The sequence below is a fragment of the Pseudomonas sp. Z1-14 genome (assembly GCF_051132005.1).
GTDB lineage: Bacteria > Pseudomonadota > Gammaproteobacteria > Pseudomonadales > Pseudomonadaceae > Aquipseudomonas.
The window spans coordinates 389,264-405,557 of record NZ_CP071646.1 but is presented as its reverse complement, the minus strand read 5'-3'; the positions used below and the strand labels follow the sequence as shown (position 1 = coordinate 405,557).

At 62.3% G+C, this 16,294-nt stretch carries 15 protein-coding genes; 9 read left to right on the top strand and 6 right to left on the bottom strand.

Translation table 11 applies throughout. The features are described from left to right. Positions 1 to 194: 194 nt before the first annotated feature. From dgcA to J3P89_RS01930, 3 genes are all read right to left on the bottom strand, one after another. Entirely contained in the window at positions 195 to 2,255 is a 2,061-nt protein-coding gene (gene dgcA, locus J3P89_RS01940) for a dimethylglycine demethylation protein DgcA (RefSeq protein ID WP_434627543.1), read from the bottom strand. Between the two features lie 15 nt (positions 2,256 to 2,270). Beyond that, complete coding sequence (locus tag J3P89_RS01935; RefSeq protein WP_018612374.1) at positions 2,271 to 2,801, bottom strand: DUF5943 domain-containing protein; 531 nt, start codon at positions 2,799 to 2,801, stop codon at positions 2,271 to 2,273. A gap of 79 nt (positions 2,802 to 2,880) precedes the next feature. Continuing rightward, entirely contained in the window at positions 2,881 to 3,858 is a 978-nt protein-coding gene (locus J3P89_RS01930; RefSeq protein WP_030139307.1) for a dipeptidase, read from the bottom strand. Positions 3,859 to 4,090: 232 nt separating this feature from the next. On the opposite strand from J3P89_RS01930, the gene J3P89_RS01925 reads away from it, so the two are divergent. Together J3P89_RS01925 and J3P89_RS01920 are read left to right on the top strand one after the other, a co-directional pair. After that, the gene (locus J3P89_RS01925; RefSeq protein ID WP_434655090.1) at positions 4,091 to 4,492 is read left to right on the top strand and encodes a lysozyme inhibitor LprI family protein; all 402 of its coding nucleotides are present in this window, start codon (positions 4,091 to 4,093) and stop codon (positions 4,490 to 4,492) included. A 57-nt stretch (positions 4,493 to 4,549) separates the two neighbouring features. Next, positions 4,550 to 4,966, top strand: a complete 417-nt coding sequence (locus J3P89_RS01920) for a DUF3010 family protein (RefSeq protein ID WP_434696575.1) — start codon at positions 4,550 to 4,552, stop codon at positions 4,964 to 4,966. Between the two features lie 182 nt (positions 4,967 to 5,148). On the opposite strand, the gene J3P89_RS01915 is transcribed toward J3P89_RS01920, so the two are convergent. Further along, the gene (locus J3P89_RS01915) at positions 5,149 to 6,108 is read right to left on the bottom strand and encodes a GlxA family transcriptional regulator (protein ID WP_434602076.1); all 960 of its coding nucleotides are present in this window, start codon (positions 6,106 to 6,108) and stop codon (positions 5,149 to 5,151) included. Between the two features lie 193 nt (positions 6,109 to 6,301). Here J3P89_RS01915 and J3P89_RS01910 point away from each other — a divergent pair, with 193 nt between their 5' ends. The 6 genes from J3P89_RS01910 (at position 6,302) to J3P89_RS01885 (ending at position 11,700) form a co-directional block, all read left to right on the top strand. After that, positions 6,302 to 7,246: a choline ABC transporter substrate-binding protein gene (locus J3P89_RS01910; RefSeq protein ID WP_434655086.1), complete on the top strand. Its 945-nt coding sequence runs from the start codon at positions 6,302 to 6,304 to the stop codon at positions 7,244 to 7,246. Positions 7,247 to 7,317: 71 nt separating this feature from the next. Next, positions 7,318 to 8,205 carry a 3-keto-5-aminohexanoate cleavage protein gene (locus J3P89_RS01905; RefSeq protein ID WP_434696574.1) on the top strand — a complete coding sequence of 296 codons (888 nt, stop codon included), beginning with the start codon at positions 7,318 to 7,320 and terminating at the stop codon, positions 8,203 to 8,205. A 79-nt stretch (positions 8,206 to 8,284) separates the two neighbouring features. Beyond that, on the top strand, positions 8,285 to 9,250 hold the full coding sequence (locus J3P89_RS01900; protein ID WP_434696573.1) for an L-carnitine dehydrogenase: 966 nt from the start codon (positions 8,285 to 8,287) through the stop codon (positions 9,248 to 9,250). Positions 9,251 to 9,396: 146 nt separating this feature from the next. After that, the gene (locus J3P89_RS01895) at positions 9,397 to 9,873 is read left to right on the top strand and encodes a thioesterase family protein (RefSeq protein ID WP_434696572.1); all 477 of its coding nucleotides are present in this window, start codon (positions 9,397 to 9,399) and stop codon (positions 9,871 to 9,873) included. 20 nt (positions 9,874 to 9,893) lie between these two features. Beyond that, complete coding sequence (locus J3P89_RS01890; protein WP_434696571.1) at positions 9,894 to 11,057, top strand: gamma-butyrobetaine dioxygenase; 1,164 nt, start codon at positions 9,894 to 9,896, stop codon at positions 11,055 to 11,057. A 382-nt stretch (positions 11,058 to 11,439) separates the two neighbouring features. After that, entirely contained in the window at positions 11,440 to 11,700 is a 261-nt protein-coding gene (locus tag J3P89_RS01885) for a hypothetical protein (protein ID WP_434696570.1), read from the top strand. A gap of 146 nt (positions 11,701 to 11,846) precedes the next feature. Here J3P89_RS01885 and J3P89_RS01880 read toward each other — a convergent pair whose 3' ends face one another. Then, positions 11,847 to 12,950 (bottom strand): GlxA family transcriptional regulator, encoded by a 1,104-nt coding sequence (locus tag J3P89_RS01880; protein ID WP_003177576.1) that lies wholly within the window; start codon positions 12,948 to 12,950, stop codon positions 11,847 to 11,849. A gap of 573 nt (positions 12,951 to 13,523) precedes the next feature. Beyond that, on the bottom strand, positions 13,524 to 14,900 hold the full coding sequence (locus J3P89_RS01875; RefSeq protein ID WP_434571282.1) for an L-serine ammonia-lyase: 1,377 nt from the start codon (positions 14,898 to 14,900) through the stop codon (positions 13,524 to 13,526). Positions 14,901 to 15,334: 434 nt separating this feature from the next. Here J3P89_RS01875 and J3P89_RS01870 point away from each other — a divergent pair, with 434 nt between their 5' ends. Then, positions 15,335 to 16,282 (top strand): choline ABC transporter substrate-binding protein, encoded by a 948-nt coding sequence (locus J3P89_RS01870; RefSeq protein ID WP_434627513.1) that lies wholly within the window; start codon positions 15,335 to 15,337, stop codon positions 16,280 to 16,282. Positions 16,283 to 16,294 lie beyond the last annotated feature (12 nt).

The following is a 16,294-nucleotide window of genomic DNA, read 5'->3' as shown; positions in this document are numbered from 1 at the left end:
AGACCTCAGGGTCATGTGCGCGCCAGTGAGAGCGACGCACCTACTTGTGGCGAGGGAGCTTGCTCCCGCTGGAGCGCGAAGCGCTCCCAAAAAAGCCCCAGGTGTAAACCTGATGCTCCTCGACTGATGATTTGGGGCCGCTTCGCAGCCCAGCGGGAGCAAGCTCCCTCGCCACAGGTGATGGTGTTAAGCCGTTAGAAATCCTTGCACAGCCGCAGGGCGTCGTAGATGGCCGCGTGGGTATTACGCTGGGCCACGCAGTCGCCGATGCGGAACAGCAGGTAGCCATCGCCACTCTGCTCAAGGCACGGCTGCGGCTTGATCGCGAACAGGGCTTCGACGTCGATCTGGCCCTTGTTGCGCGAACCCTCCTTCAGCGCGTAGTAGATTTCTTCGTCCGGCCGCACGCCGTTCTCTACCACCACCTGGTCCACCACGCGTTCTTCCTTGGCGCCGGTGTATTCGTTCTCCAGCACCGCCACCAGCTTGTCGCCTTCGCGGTAGACCTTCTCCAGCATCATGTCCCCGGTCATGATCACTTCCTTGGGGTACATGCTGCGGTAGTAGGTCGGGAACGACGTCCCGCCAATGGCCACGCCCGGCTTGATGTCGTCGGTGACGATTTCGACCTGGCTGCCCTTGTCGGCGAGAAAGTCCGCCACCGACATGCCGGTGAACTCGCAGATGGTGTCGTAGACCAGCACGTTCTTGCCCGGTGCAACCTTGCCGTCGAGTACGTCCCAACTGCTGACCACCAACCCTTCGGCGGCGCCCCAGTGCTCGTTCTGCTCGACGTTCGGGTGGCCGCCGACGGCCAGCACCACCACGTCCGGACGCAAGTCCATGATGGTTGGCGCATCCGCCGCCACGCCCAGGCGCAGGTCGACTTTCAGCCGCGCCAGCTCCAGCTGGAACCAGCGGGTGATACCGGCGATCTGGTCCCGTTGCGGGGCTTTCGAGGCGGTGGTGATCTGCCCGCCGATGAATTCCTTCTTCTCGAACAGCGTCACGTCGTGCCCACGCTCGGCGGCCACGCGCGCCGCTTCCATCCCGGCCGGGCCGGCACCGACCACCACGACTTTGCGTTTCGGCCCGGTGGATTTCTCGATGATGTGCGGCACGCCCATGTATTCACGGGAGGTCGCGGCGTTCTGGATACACAGCACGTCCAGGCCCTGGTACTGGCGGTCGATGCAGTAGTTGGCGCCGACGCACTGCTTGATCTGGTCGATCTGGCCCATCTTGATCTTGGCGATCAGGTGCGGATCGGCGATGTGGGCGCGGGTCATGCCGACCATGTCGACGTAGCCGCCCTCGAGGATCCGCGTGGCCTGGTTCGGGTCCTTGATGTTCTGCGCATGCAGCACCGGAACCTTGACCACTTCCTTGATACCGGCGGCCAGGTGCAGGAATGGCTCCGGTGGATAACTCATGTTCGGAATGACGTTGGCCAGGGTGTTATGGGTGTCGCAACCCGAGCCCACCACGCCGATGAAATCGAGCATGCCGGTGTCGTCGTAGTACTTGGCGATCTGCTTCATGTCCTCGTGGGACAAGCCGTCCGGGTGGAACTCGTCACCGCACAGGCGCATGCCCACGCAGAAATCGTCACCCACTTCGGCGCGCACGGCCTTCAACACTTCCAGGCCGAACTTCATGCGCCCCTCAAAAGTGCCGCCCCACTCGTCGGTCCGCTTGTTGACCCGCGGGCTCCAGAACTGGTCGATCATGTGCTGGTGCACGGCGGACAGCTCGACGCCGTCCAGGCCACCGGCCTTGGCCCGGCGCGCGGCCTGGGCGTAGTTGCCGATCACCCGCCAGATTTCTTCCGGCTCGATGGTCTTGCAGGTCGCACGGTGCACCGGCTCACGCACGCCGGACGGCGACATCAGGGTCGGCCAGTTGAAACCGTCCCAGCGCGAGCGACGACCCATGTGGGTAATCTGGATCATGATCTTGGCGCCATGCTTGTGCATGGCGTCGGCCAGGTTCTGGAAGTGCGGGATGATGCGGTCGGTGGACAGGTTCACCGAACTCCACCATTCCTGCGGGCTGTCGATGGCAACCACGGAGGAGCCGCCGCAGATTGCCAGGCCGATGCCGCCCTTGGCCTTCTCTTCGTAATACTTCACATAGCGGTCGGTGGTCATGCCGCCGTCGGTGGCGTAGACCTCGGCGTGCGCGGTACTGAGTACGCGGTTGCGGATGGTCAGCTTGCCGATCTGGATCGGCTGGAACATTGCTTCAAAAGCCATGGCGCAATCCTCGACTTACAACGGCTTGACGATGAACAGGCCGTCGTCGTGGCCTTCTTCGGAACCGCCGTAGACCTGCTCGGCCACGGTGCGGATCTGGCTGCCGCGAGCGGCGAGAATCTGATCCATGGCGCCGGCGAACCAGCCGGTGAACATGTAGTCGACCTTGCGCCCGACTTTGCCGTACACGTAGACGAACGCCGAATGTTCGAGCTTGACGCTGGCGGTGCCTTTATCCAGGTCGATGTCCTGGATCTTGAACAGGCCCCAGCCACGCTGGGACAAGCGCTTCATGTAGTGCTCGAACACCGCGACGCCTTCCAGGCCGTGACATTCGGCTTCTTTTTCACACCAGTGCCAGGCGGATTTGTAGCCGGCCTTGTAGAGGATTTCGGCGTAGGCATCGGCGCCCAGCACTTCCTCGATGCCCATGTGGTTGTTGACGAAGAAGTGCCGCGGCACGTACAGCATCGGCAGGGCGTCGGAGGTCCAGACACCGGTTTCGCTGTCGACTTCGATAGGCAGTTGCGGGGCGATCTTGGCCATGAAAACGTGACTCCGGAAATTCGTGATGTGCCTGCGGCGCGAGTGGCCGCAGGTAAAGGATTCGGTGACGCAGCGGGGTTTATTCGCCCCAGACGTCCTTGAGAACGTTGACCCAGTTCTCGCCCATGATCTTGCGTACCACACGCTCAGGATGGCCGCGCTTGAGCAAGGTCTCGGTCAGGTTCGGGAATTCGCCCACGGTGCGGATGCCCAGGGGGTTGATGATCTTGCCGAAGCTGGTCAGACGACGGGCATAGCCCTTGTCGTGTGTCAGCATCTCGAAGAAATCCTGGCCATGGCCCTGGGTGAAGTCAGTGCCGATGCCGATGGCGTCTTCACCGACGATGTTCATGGTGTATTCGATGGCTTCGGCGTAGTCGTCGATGGTCGAATCGATGCCCTTGGCCAGGAACGGCGCGAACATGGTCACGCCGACGAAACCGCCGTGGTCGGCGATGAACTTCAGTTCCTCGTCGGACTTGTTGCGTGGGTGCTCTTTCAGACCGGACGGCAGGCAGTGGGAGTAGCAGACCGGCTTCTTCGATTCGAGAATGACTTCTTCTGAAGTCTTGGAACCAACGTGGGACAGGTCGCACATGATGCCAACGCGGTTCATCTCGGCGACGATTTCACGACCGAAGCCCGACAGGCCGCCGTCGCGCTCGTAGCAGCCGGTGCCCACCAGGTTCTGGGTGTTGTAGCACATCTGCACCACGCCGACGCCCAGCTGCTTGAAGATCTCGACATAGCCGAGCTGGTCCTCGAAGGCATGGGCGTTCTGGAAGCCGAAGATGATGCCGGTCTTGCCCTGTTCCTTGGCGCGACGGATGTCGGCGGTGGTCTTCACCGGGATCACCAGGTCGCTGTTTTCGCGGATCAGTTTCTGGCTGGCGACGATGTTGTTGATGGTGGCCTGGAAACCTTCCCACACCGACACGGTGCAGTTGGCTGCGGTCAGGCCGCCCTTGCGCATGTCTTCGAACAGGTCACGGTTCCACTTGGCAATGATCAGCCCGTCGATAACGATGCTGTCGGCGTGCAATTCGGCTGGGCTCATCAGGCAGTCCCCTTGTTGGCGATTCATGCGCCGAATCGTGTGCCGGCGCTTTGGGGCCAGCATATGCCTGAGGGCCGTCGCGACCGGGTGCAAAAACGACAGGGGAATTGCCGAAAGCGTCAATCCGCGACAATGGGCTGCGACAGGCCCACCCTGCCCATCTGTTCTTTACCCGGCGCTTGCGCCAGAATCCGCTGCACCACTGGATTCAACCGGACTCGAGCGACAACCGATGAAATCGATTTTCTTCGCCCTGGCACTGATCAGCACCGTCGCCCACGCGACCGAAGACACCGAACCCAACCCCTGCGACGAAGTTGAAAACGACGTCCAGACCCTGGCCTGTTCGGCCTACGGCAAAGCCGCCGCCGAACAACTGCTCAACGAAAACCTGCAAAGCCTCAACGAACGCCTGCAAACCCGCTACGCCAGCGACAAGGCCCAGCTCAACGACATCACCGCCAAGATCAAGGCCGCCCAGCAACTGTGGCAAAAGCAGCGCGAAGCCGACTGCGCGATCGCCGCCTTCCCGGCCAAACCTGGCAGCGACGCCTACAAAATCGCCGAAAACGACTGCATGGCCCAGGTGAGCGATGACCGGTCGGAGTTTTTGGAGTCGATTGGGCAGGAGTGATGCATAAGAAGCCGTTCAGCACGGTAAGCTGCGTGCATCTTCGGTAAAGGGATTCACATGAAAACTTGCGGCATCGAAATCAAAGGCAGCGAAGCGATCATCGCCGTTGCCTCGCTGGACCAACAGGCGTTAAGCCACGTCGCGCTCAGTACCAAGAAAATCGCCCTCGACGACGATGACGAAGCCGCCAACGTCAAGGCCTTCGCCGCGCAGGTTCGGGCGTTCGTGACGGACAACGGCATCGAACGCATCGCCATCAAGAAGCGCAGCAAGAAAGGTGAATTCGCCGGTGGGCCGACCACCTTCAAGATCGAGGGCATTTTCCAGTTGCTGGAAGGTTGCGAGGTGATGCTGCTGTCGCCACAGACCATCAACGCGCAGAGCAAGAAACACGACTTCGCCCTGCCGGCGACGCTGAACAAGTATCAGCATGAGGCGTACAAGGCAGCCTGCTCGGCACTGATGAAGAAATAGACCTTCCCAGCCGAACACAGCCCCCCGTGGCGAGGGAGCTTGCTCCCGCTGGGCTGCGCAGCGGCCCCGAAACCCGGCACCCTGGTGTGTCAGGTTGATTGAGTCGATGACATTGGGCTGCTCCGCAGCCCAGCGGGAGCAAGCCCCCTCGCCACGGTGTATTTCCAGACTATGAAAACCTGTCAAACCACCTCCCGCTCATCCCCCTGCCGTCGCCGATCCTCCCGTGGACACCGGGCAAACCGTGCCCGATAGCTGCGGGTGAAGTACGACGGCGACTCGAACCCGCAGGCGATGCTCACCTCCAGCACGCTCATGTCGGTCTGACGCAGCAGTTGCCGGGCCTTTTCCAGGCGCAGGCGCAGGTAGAAGTTGCTCGGGGTGTCGTTCAGGTGCAGGCGGAACAGGCGCTCCAGCTGACGCCGCGTCACGTTGATCGACTCGGCCAGGGCCAGGGTGCTCAAGGGCGGTTCGCTATGGGTCTCCATCTCGCCAATGACCTGCACCAGCTTCTTGTTGCGGATGCCATAGCGCGTGGCGATTTCCATGCGCTGGTGATCCTTGCGCGGACGAATGCGACCGAGCACGAATTGCTCGCTGACCTGGACCGCCAGCTCCGGGCCGTGGGCCTGGCCGATCAGGTCGAGCATCAGGTCGATGGAGGCGGTGCCGCCGGCGCAAGTGATGCGACGGCGGTCAATCTCGAACAGTTCCTGGGTCACGCCGAGCTGTGGATAAGATTCCTTGAACGCCTCGATCGCCTCCCAGTGCAACGTCACCCGGTGTCCATCAAGTAGCCCCGCCTCGGCCAGGACCACGCTGCCGGTGTCGATACCGCCAAGGATCACACCTTCATTGTCCAGTCGATGCAACCAGCGCTCCAACGCCGGGCTGGCAAATTTCAACGGTTCGAAACCCGCCACGACCCACAGCGTCGCACCCTTCTTCAGCGGCTCCAGCGCGGCGTCGGCGTTGACCGACATGCCGTTGCTCGCCAGCACCGCACCGCCATCGGCGCTCAGTACATGCCAGCGGTACAGCTCGCCGCGAAAACGGTTGGCGACCCGCAAGGGCTCGATGGCCGAAATGAAACCGATGGCCGAGAAACCCGGCATCAACAAGAAATAAAAATCCTGGGACATGGAGCGCACTCGGTTGACGGGCAGCGTGCGGACCTTGATACGCCACTTGCAAGCGTCCTTCAAGCGCACAGGTCGCTGCAGTGCAAGAGCAGGTCGCCGCTGTGCGTTTTGCGCAGGGCCCGGCTGCGTACTTTGGCATCACCGGCGCGCAGATGCCGGAACCCATAACAACAAGCTGCCGAGGAACCTGACAATGAAACACCTGATCAGCTACTGCGTTCTTGCAATCAGCGCCACGTCTCTCCTGAACCAGACAGCCCTCGCAGCCGAACCCGCTGCCTGCCAGAACGTGCGCCTGGGCGTGGTCAACTGGACCGACGTCATTGCCACCAGCGCCTTGACCCAAGTGATGCTCGATGGCCTCGGCTACAAGACCAAGCAGACCAGCGCCTCCCAGCAGATCATTTTCGCCGGCATCCGCGACCAGCGCCTGGACCTGTTCCTGGGCTACTGGAACCCGCTGATGACCCAGACCATCACCCCGTTCGTCGAGGCGAAGCAGGTCAAGGTGCTGGAGCAGCCGAGCCTGAAGGACGCCCGCGCCACCCTGGCCGTACCCACTTACCTGGCCGACAAGGGCCTGAAGACCTTCGCTGATATCGCCAAATTCGAAAAAGAGCTGGGTGGCAAGATCTACGGCATCGAGCCCGGTTCCGGTGCCAACACTCAGATCAAAGCGATGATCGCCAAGAATCAGTTTGGCCTGGGCAAGTTCCAGCTGGTGGAGTCCAGCGAGGCCGGCATGCTCGCGGCGGTGGACCGCGCCGTGCGGCGCAAGGAAGCCGTGGTGTTCTTCGGCTGGGCGCCGCACCCGATGAACGTCAATGTGCAGATGACCTATCTCACCGGCAGCGAAGACGCCCTCGGTCCGAACGAAGGCATGGCCAGCGTCTGGACCGTCACCGCGCCGAACTACGCCGAGCAATGCCCGAACGTCAGCCGCCTGCTGAGCAACCTGACCTTCAGCGCCGAAGACGAGAGCCGGATGATGCAGCCGCTGCTCGACCACAAGGACCCACTGGAATCCGCCCGGCAATGGCTGAAGGACCACCCGCAAGATAAGCAGCGCTGGCTCGAAGGGGTGACCACTTTCGACGGCAAGCCGGCCATAGACAACCTGAAACTGACCAGCAATTGATCAACCGTTATCCCTCTGCGCAGCTCCAAAGGGCTGCGCGGTGACTCACCACGCCTGAAGGAATCCGCACCATGAACCACGACGTCATCATCACCTGCGCACTCACCGGTGCTGGCGACACGACCGCCAAGAGCCCGCACGTGCCGGTCACCCCGAAACAGATCGCCGCGGCGGCCGTCGAGGCGGCCAAGGCCGGCGCCACCGTGGTCCACTGCCATGTGCGCGACCCACAGACCGGCAAGTTCAGCCGCGACGTGGCGCTGTACCGCGAAGTGATGGAGCGCATCCGCGAGGCCGACGTCGACATCATCGTCAACCTCACCGCCGGCATGGGCGGCGACCTGGAAATCGGTGGGGGGGAAAACCCGATGGAATTTGGCCCCAACACCGACCTGGTGGGTCCGCTGACCCGCCTGGCCCATGTCGAGGAGCTGCTGCCGGAAATCTGCACACTGGATTGCGGCACCCTGAACTTCGGCGACGGCGACACCATTTACGTCTCCACCCCGGCGCAACTGCGGGCCGGCGCCAAGCGCATCACCGAGCTGGGGGTCAAGGCCGAACTGGAGATCTTCGACACCGGGCACCTGTGGTTCGCCAAGCAGATGATCAAGGAAGGCCTGTTGGACAACCCATTGTTCCAGCTCTGCCTGGGTATCCCGTGGGGCGCGCCGGCGGATACCACCACCATGAAGGCCATGGTCGACAACCTGCCCGCCGACGCGGTGTGGGCCGGCTTCGGTATCGGCCGCATGCAAATGCCGATGGCGGCACAGGCCGTATTGCTGGGCGGCAACGTGCGGGTCGGGCTGGAAGACAACCTCTGGCTGGACAAAGGCGTGCTCGCCACCAATGGACAACTGGTGGAGCGTGCCGGCGAAATCCTCAGCCGCCTCGGGGCGCGTGTGCTTACGCCGGCTGAAGGCCGCAAGAAAATGGGCCTGACCCAACGCGGCTAACCAAATCTCCACCGTCTTCCCTGTGGGAGCGAGCTTGCTCGCTCCCACAGGTGATCCTCACCCTTTTCAGGAAACCACCATGAGCTTCATCACCAACATCAAAACCTTCGCCGCCCTGGGCAGCGGCGTCATCGGCAGCGGTTGGGTCAGCCGCGCCCTGGCCCACGGCCTGGACGTGGTCGCCTGGGACCCGGCGCCGGGTGCCGAAGCGGCCTTGCGCAAACGCGTCGCCAACGCCTGGGGTGCCTTGGAAAAACAGGGCCTGGCCCCCGGCGCATCGCAGGATCGCTTGCGCTTTGTTGCGACCGTCGAGGAATGCGTGCGCGATGCCGATTTCATTCAGGAAAGCGCTCCCGAGCGGCTGGAGCTCAAGCTTGAGCTGCACGCCCAGATCAGCGCCGCCGCCAAGCCGGATGCGCTGATCGGCTCGAGCACCTCGGGGCTTTTGCCGAGCGAGTTCTATGCAAACTCCACTCATCCGGAGCGCTGCGTGGTTGGGCATCCATTCAACCCGGTCTACCTGCTGCCCCTGGTGGAAGTGGTCGGTGGCAAGCACACCGCGCCTGAAGCCGTACAAGCGGCGATGCAGGTCTACGAATCCCTTGGCATGCGCCCGCTGCACGTGCGCAAGGAAGTCCCCGGTTTCATCGCCGATCGCCTGCTCGAAGCGCTGTGGCGCGAGGCCCTGCACCTGGTCAACGACGGCGTAGCGACCACCGGCGAAATCGACGATGCCATTCGTTTTGGCGCCGGCCTGCGCTGGTCGTTCATGGGCACTTTCCTGACCTACACCCTGGCCGGCGGCGATGCCGGGATGCGCCATTTCATGGCCCAGTTCGGCCCGACGCTGCAATTGCCGTGGACCTACCTGCCGGCGCCGGAGCTGACCGAAAAGCTGATCGACGATGTGGTGGAAGGGACGAGCGAGCAACTGGGGCGCCACAGCATTTCGGCGCTGGAGCGCTATCGTGATGATTGCCTGATGGCGGTGCTGGAGGCGGTGAAGACCACCAAGAAAAAGCATGGAATGGCCTTCGCCGAGTAACCCTTGGTTTTTTGGGCCAGCAGGTCTGGCCCCATCGCGAGCAAGCTCGCTCCCACATTGGCTTTGTGTCGTTTACAAAACCTGTGGGAGCGAGCTTGCTCGCGATGGCGTCCTCCCAATCGCCACAACAATCGGAACCCACCCTCATGCCCGCTCTTACCACCTACCAAACCCCCATCCTCCCGGAATGGGTCGACTACAACGGTCACTTGCGCGATGCGTTCTACCTGCTGATTTTCAGCTACGCGACCGACGCGCTGATGGACCAGCTCGGCCTGGACAGCCAGAACCGCGATGCCAGCGGCCATTCTCTGTTCACCCTCGAACTGCACCTGAACTACCTCCACGAAGTGAAGCTCGGGGCCGAGGTAGAGGTGCACACACAACTCATCGGCCACGACGCCAAACGCCTGCACCTCTACCACAGCCTGCACCTGGTGGGCGGAGACAAAGAGCTGGCCGGCAATGAGCAGATGCTGCTGCACGTCGACCTGGCCGGCCCGCGCTCAGCGCCTTTCACCGAGCAGACCCTGGGCCGACTCAAAGCCCTGATCGACGAACAATCCGACCTGCCGGCTCCGACCTGCATTGGCCGCGTCATCGCCTTGCCGCCCGCCCGATAAGTCTCGAACAGGAGACCGCCATGAACATCGCCGCCGCTATTGCCGACTTCCGACGCTACCCTCTTGTCCAGGCATTGAGCGCTGTAACACCCTTGGGCGACCGGGTCCACGTCACGTGGGCCGACGGCCGGATCAGCCCGTTTCACCATCAATGGCTGCGGGACAACTGCCCCTGCGCGCAGTGTGTCTACAGCGTCACCCGCGAGCAGGTCCTGGAGATCGTCGACGTCCCGGAAGACCTGACGCCCGGCGAAATCGACATCGACAGCGCGGGCTGCCTACACGTGGTTTGGCAGGACGGCCATCAGAGCCTTTTCGACCCGGGTTGGTTGCGCGCCCATGCCTATGACGATCAATCCAGGGCCGAGCGACTGGCGGGCAAACCACAACGCCAACTATGGCAGCACGATCTGTCACTGCCAGTGTTCGAATACCAGGCCCTGATGGAGGACGCCGACACCTTGCTGAAATGGCTCCTGGCAGTACGCGACATCGGCCTGACCCAGGTACGGGGCGTCCCCACCGAACCCGGCTCGCTGAAACTGATTGCCCAGCGCATTTCCTTTATCCGCGAAAGCAATTTCGGCGTGCTGTTCAACGTGCAGTCCAAGGCCGATGCCGACAGCAACGCCTATACCGCCTTCAATCTGCCGCTGCACAGCGACCTGCCAACACGGGAACTGCAGCCGGGTTTGCAGTTCCTGCATTGCCTGGTGAACGACGCCGACGGTGGCGAGAGCATCTTCGTCGACGGTTTCGCCATCGCCCAGGCGCTGCGCCGGGATGACGCCGAAGCCTTCGACGCGCTGTGCCAGATCCCGGTGGAATTTCGCAATAAGGATCGCCACAGCGACTACCGCTGCCTGGCGCCGATCATCGCCCTGGATACGCTGGGGCAGGTCTCGGAGATCCGCATGGCGAATTTCTTGCGCGGACCGTTCGATACGTCGGTGGAGCAGATGCCCAGGCTCTATCAAGCCTATCGCCGCTTCATCGCCCTGACCCGCGAGCCTCGGTTTCGCCTGGTACAGAGGCTTGAACCCGGCCAGCTCTGGTGCTTCGACAACCGTCGCACCCTCCACGCGCGCAATGCGTTCGACCCAGCCTCCGGGGCGCGACACTTCCAGGGGTGTTATGTCGATCGGGATGAATTGCTGTCGCGGATTCTGGTGTTGCAGCGTTAGACCGCGTCATCGTTCTTCGCGAGCAGGCTCGCTCCCACAGGGGTTCTGTGTCGATCACGAAATCTAATGTGGGAGCGAGCCTGCTCGCGAAAGCACCCGATCAGACAACTCATTTCCCGCTGATTCACACAGGCAAAAAAATCCCCGATCAAGCCGTGACAGGATCGGGGCAGGAGCGTTACTGGAGGAGCCGTTGCGCGAGGGTGACCAAACCATCGTGATTCAGCTTGGGGCCAGTGTGCCCACTCCCGAGGCGGGCGAGTTAGCCGAAAACGACCCGCTCATAGTCATTCAGGCCAGATCGACGATTTGCCCTTGCCGCCGCTTCGGACGGCTACCAGAATCCAGTCACGACCCCAATCCCTGAACAAGGAAAAGCGTCATGATGTACGCCGATTTGATCGACCAGGAAGACCTGCTGGGCCACCTCAAGGCCCTGGGGCTGCAGATACCCAGCGGTGCGACCGCCGAGCAGGCCTGTGAATGCGCGGTGCGCGGCCTGGACCGGGCGCGCGCCAATGAACTGCGGCGCATGGTCAAGGACATGTACACCAGCAGCGCGACCATCCTGCCGGCGGTGCGTCAGGCGATCGACAAGCAACTGCTGCCAGCGCTGACCGAATACCAGCAGAACCATAGCTGACCCTGTGGCGAGGGAGCTTGCTCCCGCTCGACCGCGAAGCGGTCGCAAAACCGGCGCACGGGATATCCTGGCATATCGCGAAATCAGGTTTTGGGGGGCTTCGCCCCCAGCGGGAGCAAGCTCCCTCGCCACAAAAGCCCTCGGTCTTAAAGCCTCACACTGGCAAACGTCGACTCATTGCGCGCCTGGCTCAAGGCCGACAGCGGGCCGGACAATGGCGACAGCACCAGGGCCTGCGGCAACGGCATCATCGCTACCTGCTGCGTAGTGTTGGAACCGACGCGCTCGTCGCGCGGTGGAATGCCGAAGTATTCGCGGTAGCACTTGGAGAAGTGCGGGGTGGAGACGAAGCCGCACACCGAGGCCACTTCGATGATCGACATCGGCGTCTGCTTGAGCAGCTGCCGCGCGCGGATCAGCCGCAGCTTGAGGTAGTAGCGCGACGGCGAACAGTGCAGGTATTTCTGGAACAGGCGCTCGAGCTGACGTCGGGACACGGCGACATACACCGCCAGCTCGTCCAGGTCGATCGGCTCTTCGAGGTTGGCCTCCATCAGTGCGACGATTTCCTGCAACTTCGGCTGGTTGGTGCCGAGCATATGCTTGAGCGGCACGCGCTGGTGATCCTGCTCGTTGCGGATGCGCTCATAGACAAACATTTCCGAGATCGCTGCCGACAGTTCGCGACCGTGATCGCGGCTGATCAAGTGCAGCATCATGTCCAGCGGCGCGGTGCCGCCAGAACTGGTGAAGCGATTGCGGTCGAGGGTGAACAGGCGCGTGCTCATCGACACCCGCGGGAAGGCTTCCTGCATGGCTGCCAGGCATTCCCAGTGCACGCTGCAATCGAAACCGTCCAGCAGGCCGGCACAGGCCAGGGCCCAACTGCCGGTGCAGACCGCGCCGAGGCGACGGGACTGCCGGGCCTGGCTTTGCAGCCAGGAGACATGCTCACGGGTAACGGTGCGCTGGATGCCGATGCCGCCGCAGACGATGACGGTGTCGAGGGCCGGCGCTTTGTGCATGGAGGCGTCAGGCGTGATCTGCAGACCGTCACTGGCCCAGACCTGCCCGCCATCGACGGTCAGGGTGGTCCAGCGATACAACTCGCGACCGGACAGCTGGTTGGCCATGCGTAGCGGTTCCACCGCGGACGCCAGGGAAATCAGCGTGAAATTGTCCAGCAGCAAAAAGCCGATGGATTGAGGCGCACGGTTCTGGGGTTGAGCCCCAGAGTTGGACGTCGTCATCGCGGTATCTCCTCACACAAAGCGGGTGATGGCCTCAGGCGGAGGCTCTTGTTATTGCCCACCATTCTCTTGCGTGAGACGGGGCTTTATCGGGACAGAGCAATTGCCATGCCTAAATTTGAATGCGCGTTCAATAAATCCTGAAAACGACATGCCGACCTGTCTATTCAAAGGGCCTGTCGGGGCTGGTTTGAAAGTGCCATCAACGGCCCCAGGCACCTGCCACAGTGGGCTGTGAGCAGATCGGTAGCACTTGTGGTAACTGGGCTGCGCCGCTTGCACGGCGGATGTCACCGCAAGCGCGGGGACGGACGGTAGCGCGGCGGACAATGGCGTGACCGATAAGTCAGGTCTTGTCTGTTTGCGACGCGCCAAAACGTGGCGTGTTTTTGCAGCGGTGTTCATTTTACGAGCGGTTTTTCTCGATACCTGTGGCGAGGGAGCTTGCTCCCGCTGGGCTGCGGAGCGGCCCTGAGTCGGGCACCTCGGCGTGTCAGAAAACCGCAAAGGGGACGCTTCGCGCCCCAGCGGGAGCAAGCTCCCTCGCCACGGAATTATCTTGTGAATCCTGAATCAGCACTCCACCGCGCTCACCGCCAACCCGCCCCGCGATGTCTCTTTATATTTGTCATGCATGTCGGCGCCGGTGTCGCGCATGGTGCGGATCACCCGGTCGAGGGAGATGAAGTGCTGGCCGTCGCCGCGCAGGGCCATTTGCGCGGCGTTGATGGCTTTCACCGCGGCAATCGCGTTGCGCTCGATGCAGGGCACCTGGACCAGGCCGCCGACCGGGTCGCACGTCAGGCCAAGGTTGTGCTCCAGGCCGATTTCCGCGGCGTTGCACAATTGCTCCGGCGTGGCGCCGAGGATTTCCGCCAGGCCCGCCGCCGCCATGGCGCAGGCCGAGCCGACTTCGCCCTGGCAGCCGACTTCGGCGCCGGAGATCGAAGCGTTCTTCTTGCACAAAATCCCCACCGCCGCTGCGCTGAGGAAATAATCCACCACGTTGGCGTCGGTCACCGCTTCGCTGAATTTCATGAAGTAGTGCAGCACCGCCGGAATGATCCCCGCCGCGCCATTGGTCGGCGCCGTGACCATGCGCCCGCCGGCGGCATTTTCCTCGTTGACCGCCAGGGCGAACAGGTTGACCCATTCCATGGCACTCAAGGTCGAGCCGATCACGTTCGGTTTGTTCAGTTCCTGCAGGCTGCGATGCAACTTGGCCGCCCGCCGCCGCACGTTCAGGCCGCCGGGCAGGATGCCTTCGTGCTTGAGGCCTTGCTCAACACAATCCTGCATGGCCCGCCAGAGTTTCATCAGGCCACTGCGGATCTCCTCCTCGGAGCGCCAGACCTTTTCATTCGCCATCATCAACTCGGCCACCCGCAGGTTGTGCGTGCGGCACAGGGCCAGGAGTTCTTCGGCGCTGGAAAAATCGTACGGCAGTTCGGTACTGTCCAGGTCCACCACGCCGCTGGAAGCCTGGGCCTGGTCAACGACAAAACCTCCGCCGATGGAATAGTACGTGTCGCGGTGCAATTCGCCGCTCGCGCCTTCGGCAATCAAGGTCATCGCGTTAGGGTGGAACGGCAGGTTCTCGTCGATCAGGCGCATGTCGCGCGACCAGACAAAAGGCACCGGCAGACGCCCATCCAGCAATAAGGTCCCGGTTTCGCGCAGCAGCTCGATGCGCGTGCCGATCTGCGACGGGTCGATCGCGTCAGGCCATTCGCCCATCAGGCCCATGATCGTGGCGTTGTCGCTGCCATGGCCGATGCCGGTCGCTGACAGCGAACCGTACAACTGCACCTCGACCCGGCGCACATCGTGCAGCAACGCCTTCGCCCGCAGTGCTTCAACGAACAGCGCCGCGGCGCGCATGGGGCCCACGGTATGGGAACTGGACGGGCCGATACCGATCTTGAACAGGTCGAACACGCTGATTGCCATGCCTTGGATCTCCAGAACGGTCACATCCGGGCGCAGGAGCGCCCGGTGGCGGAGCTGCTACGCTCAACGCCGGGATGGCCGCATCATCCGGCTTTTGAATCGGTTTTCGACGTCTGACACCGACGCAATCATGCCCAGCAGCGCCGCGCCCTTGTCGCCCAGGTTTTACGACGTTTTTTTGCGTGTCAGAAGCCAGCCGGGGGCGGAAAAAATCTGTAAACGACGTCACCAACACTGGATGCGACCCTCCCTGTACTGGATACGACGCACCCTGTAGGCGTCGGATTTGCACTGGTACATGATCGGTTACGGCTCGTTTGCAAGGCCGCGTGTCACCCAGGGTGCCCACGCGCCACCAACCGCAACATTAAAAAAGCAAAAAAGCGCGGTTGTCCCCGACCGGACACTGCCGATAAAACACCAGGAGTCCACCCATGAAAGGTTCCAAGCCGTTGTTGTTGGCCGCCATGCTGAGTCTTCCGATGCTGGCCAACGCTGCAGAGCCCGCTCAGTGCAGCACCGTCAACTTCTCCGATGTCGGCTGGACCGACATCACCGTTACCACCGCTACCACCAGCGTCGTGCTCGACGCCCTCGGCTACAAGACCAAGACCACCATGATCTCCGTACCAGTGACCTACAAATCCCTGGCCGACGGCAAGAACATGGACGTTTTCCTCGGCAACTGGATGCCGACCATGGAAAACGACATCAAGGCCTACCGCGAAGCCGGCACCGTGGAAACCCTGCGCGCCAACCTGGAGAACGCCAAGTACACCCTGGCCGTCCCCGAAGAGCTGTATGAAAAGGGTCTGAAGGATTTCGCCGACATCGCCAAGTTCAAGAAGGAACTGGACGGCAAGATCTACGGCATCGAACCGGGCAACGACGGCAACCGCTTGATCCAGAGCATGATCGACAAGAACGCCTTCGGTCTCAAGGACGCTGGCTTCAAGGTGGTCGAATCCAGCGAAGCCGGCATGCTGTCGCAGGTCGATCGCGCCCAGCGCCGTAACACCGCCGTGGTGTTCCTGGGCTGGGAACCGCACCCGATGAACACCCGCTTCAAGATGAAATACCTCACCGGTGGGGATGAATTCTTCGGTCCGAACTTCGGCCAGGCAACCATCTACACCAACACGCGCAAGGGCTACGCCCAGGAATGCGGCAACGTCGGCCAACTGCTGAAAAACCTGGTCTTCACCCTCGACATGGAAAGCACGCTGATGGGCAACGTGCTGGACGACAAGATGAAGCCTGAAGCCGCCGCCAAGGCCTGGCTGAAGAAAAACCCACAGGTGCTCGACACCTGGCTCGCCGGCGTCACCACCATCGACGGTAAACCTGGCCTGGAGGCCGTGAAAGCCAAGCTCGCGCAGTAAAAGCTTATGCCG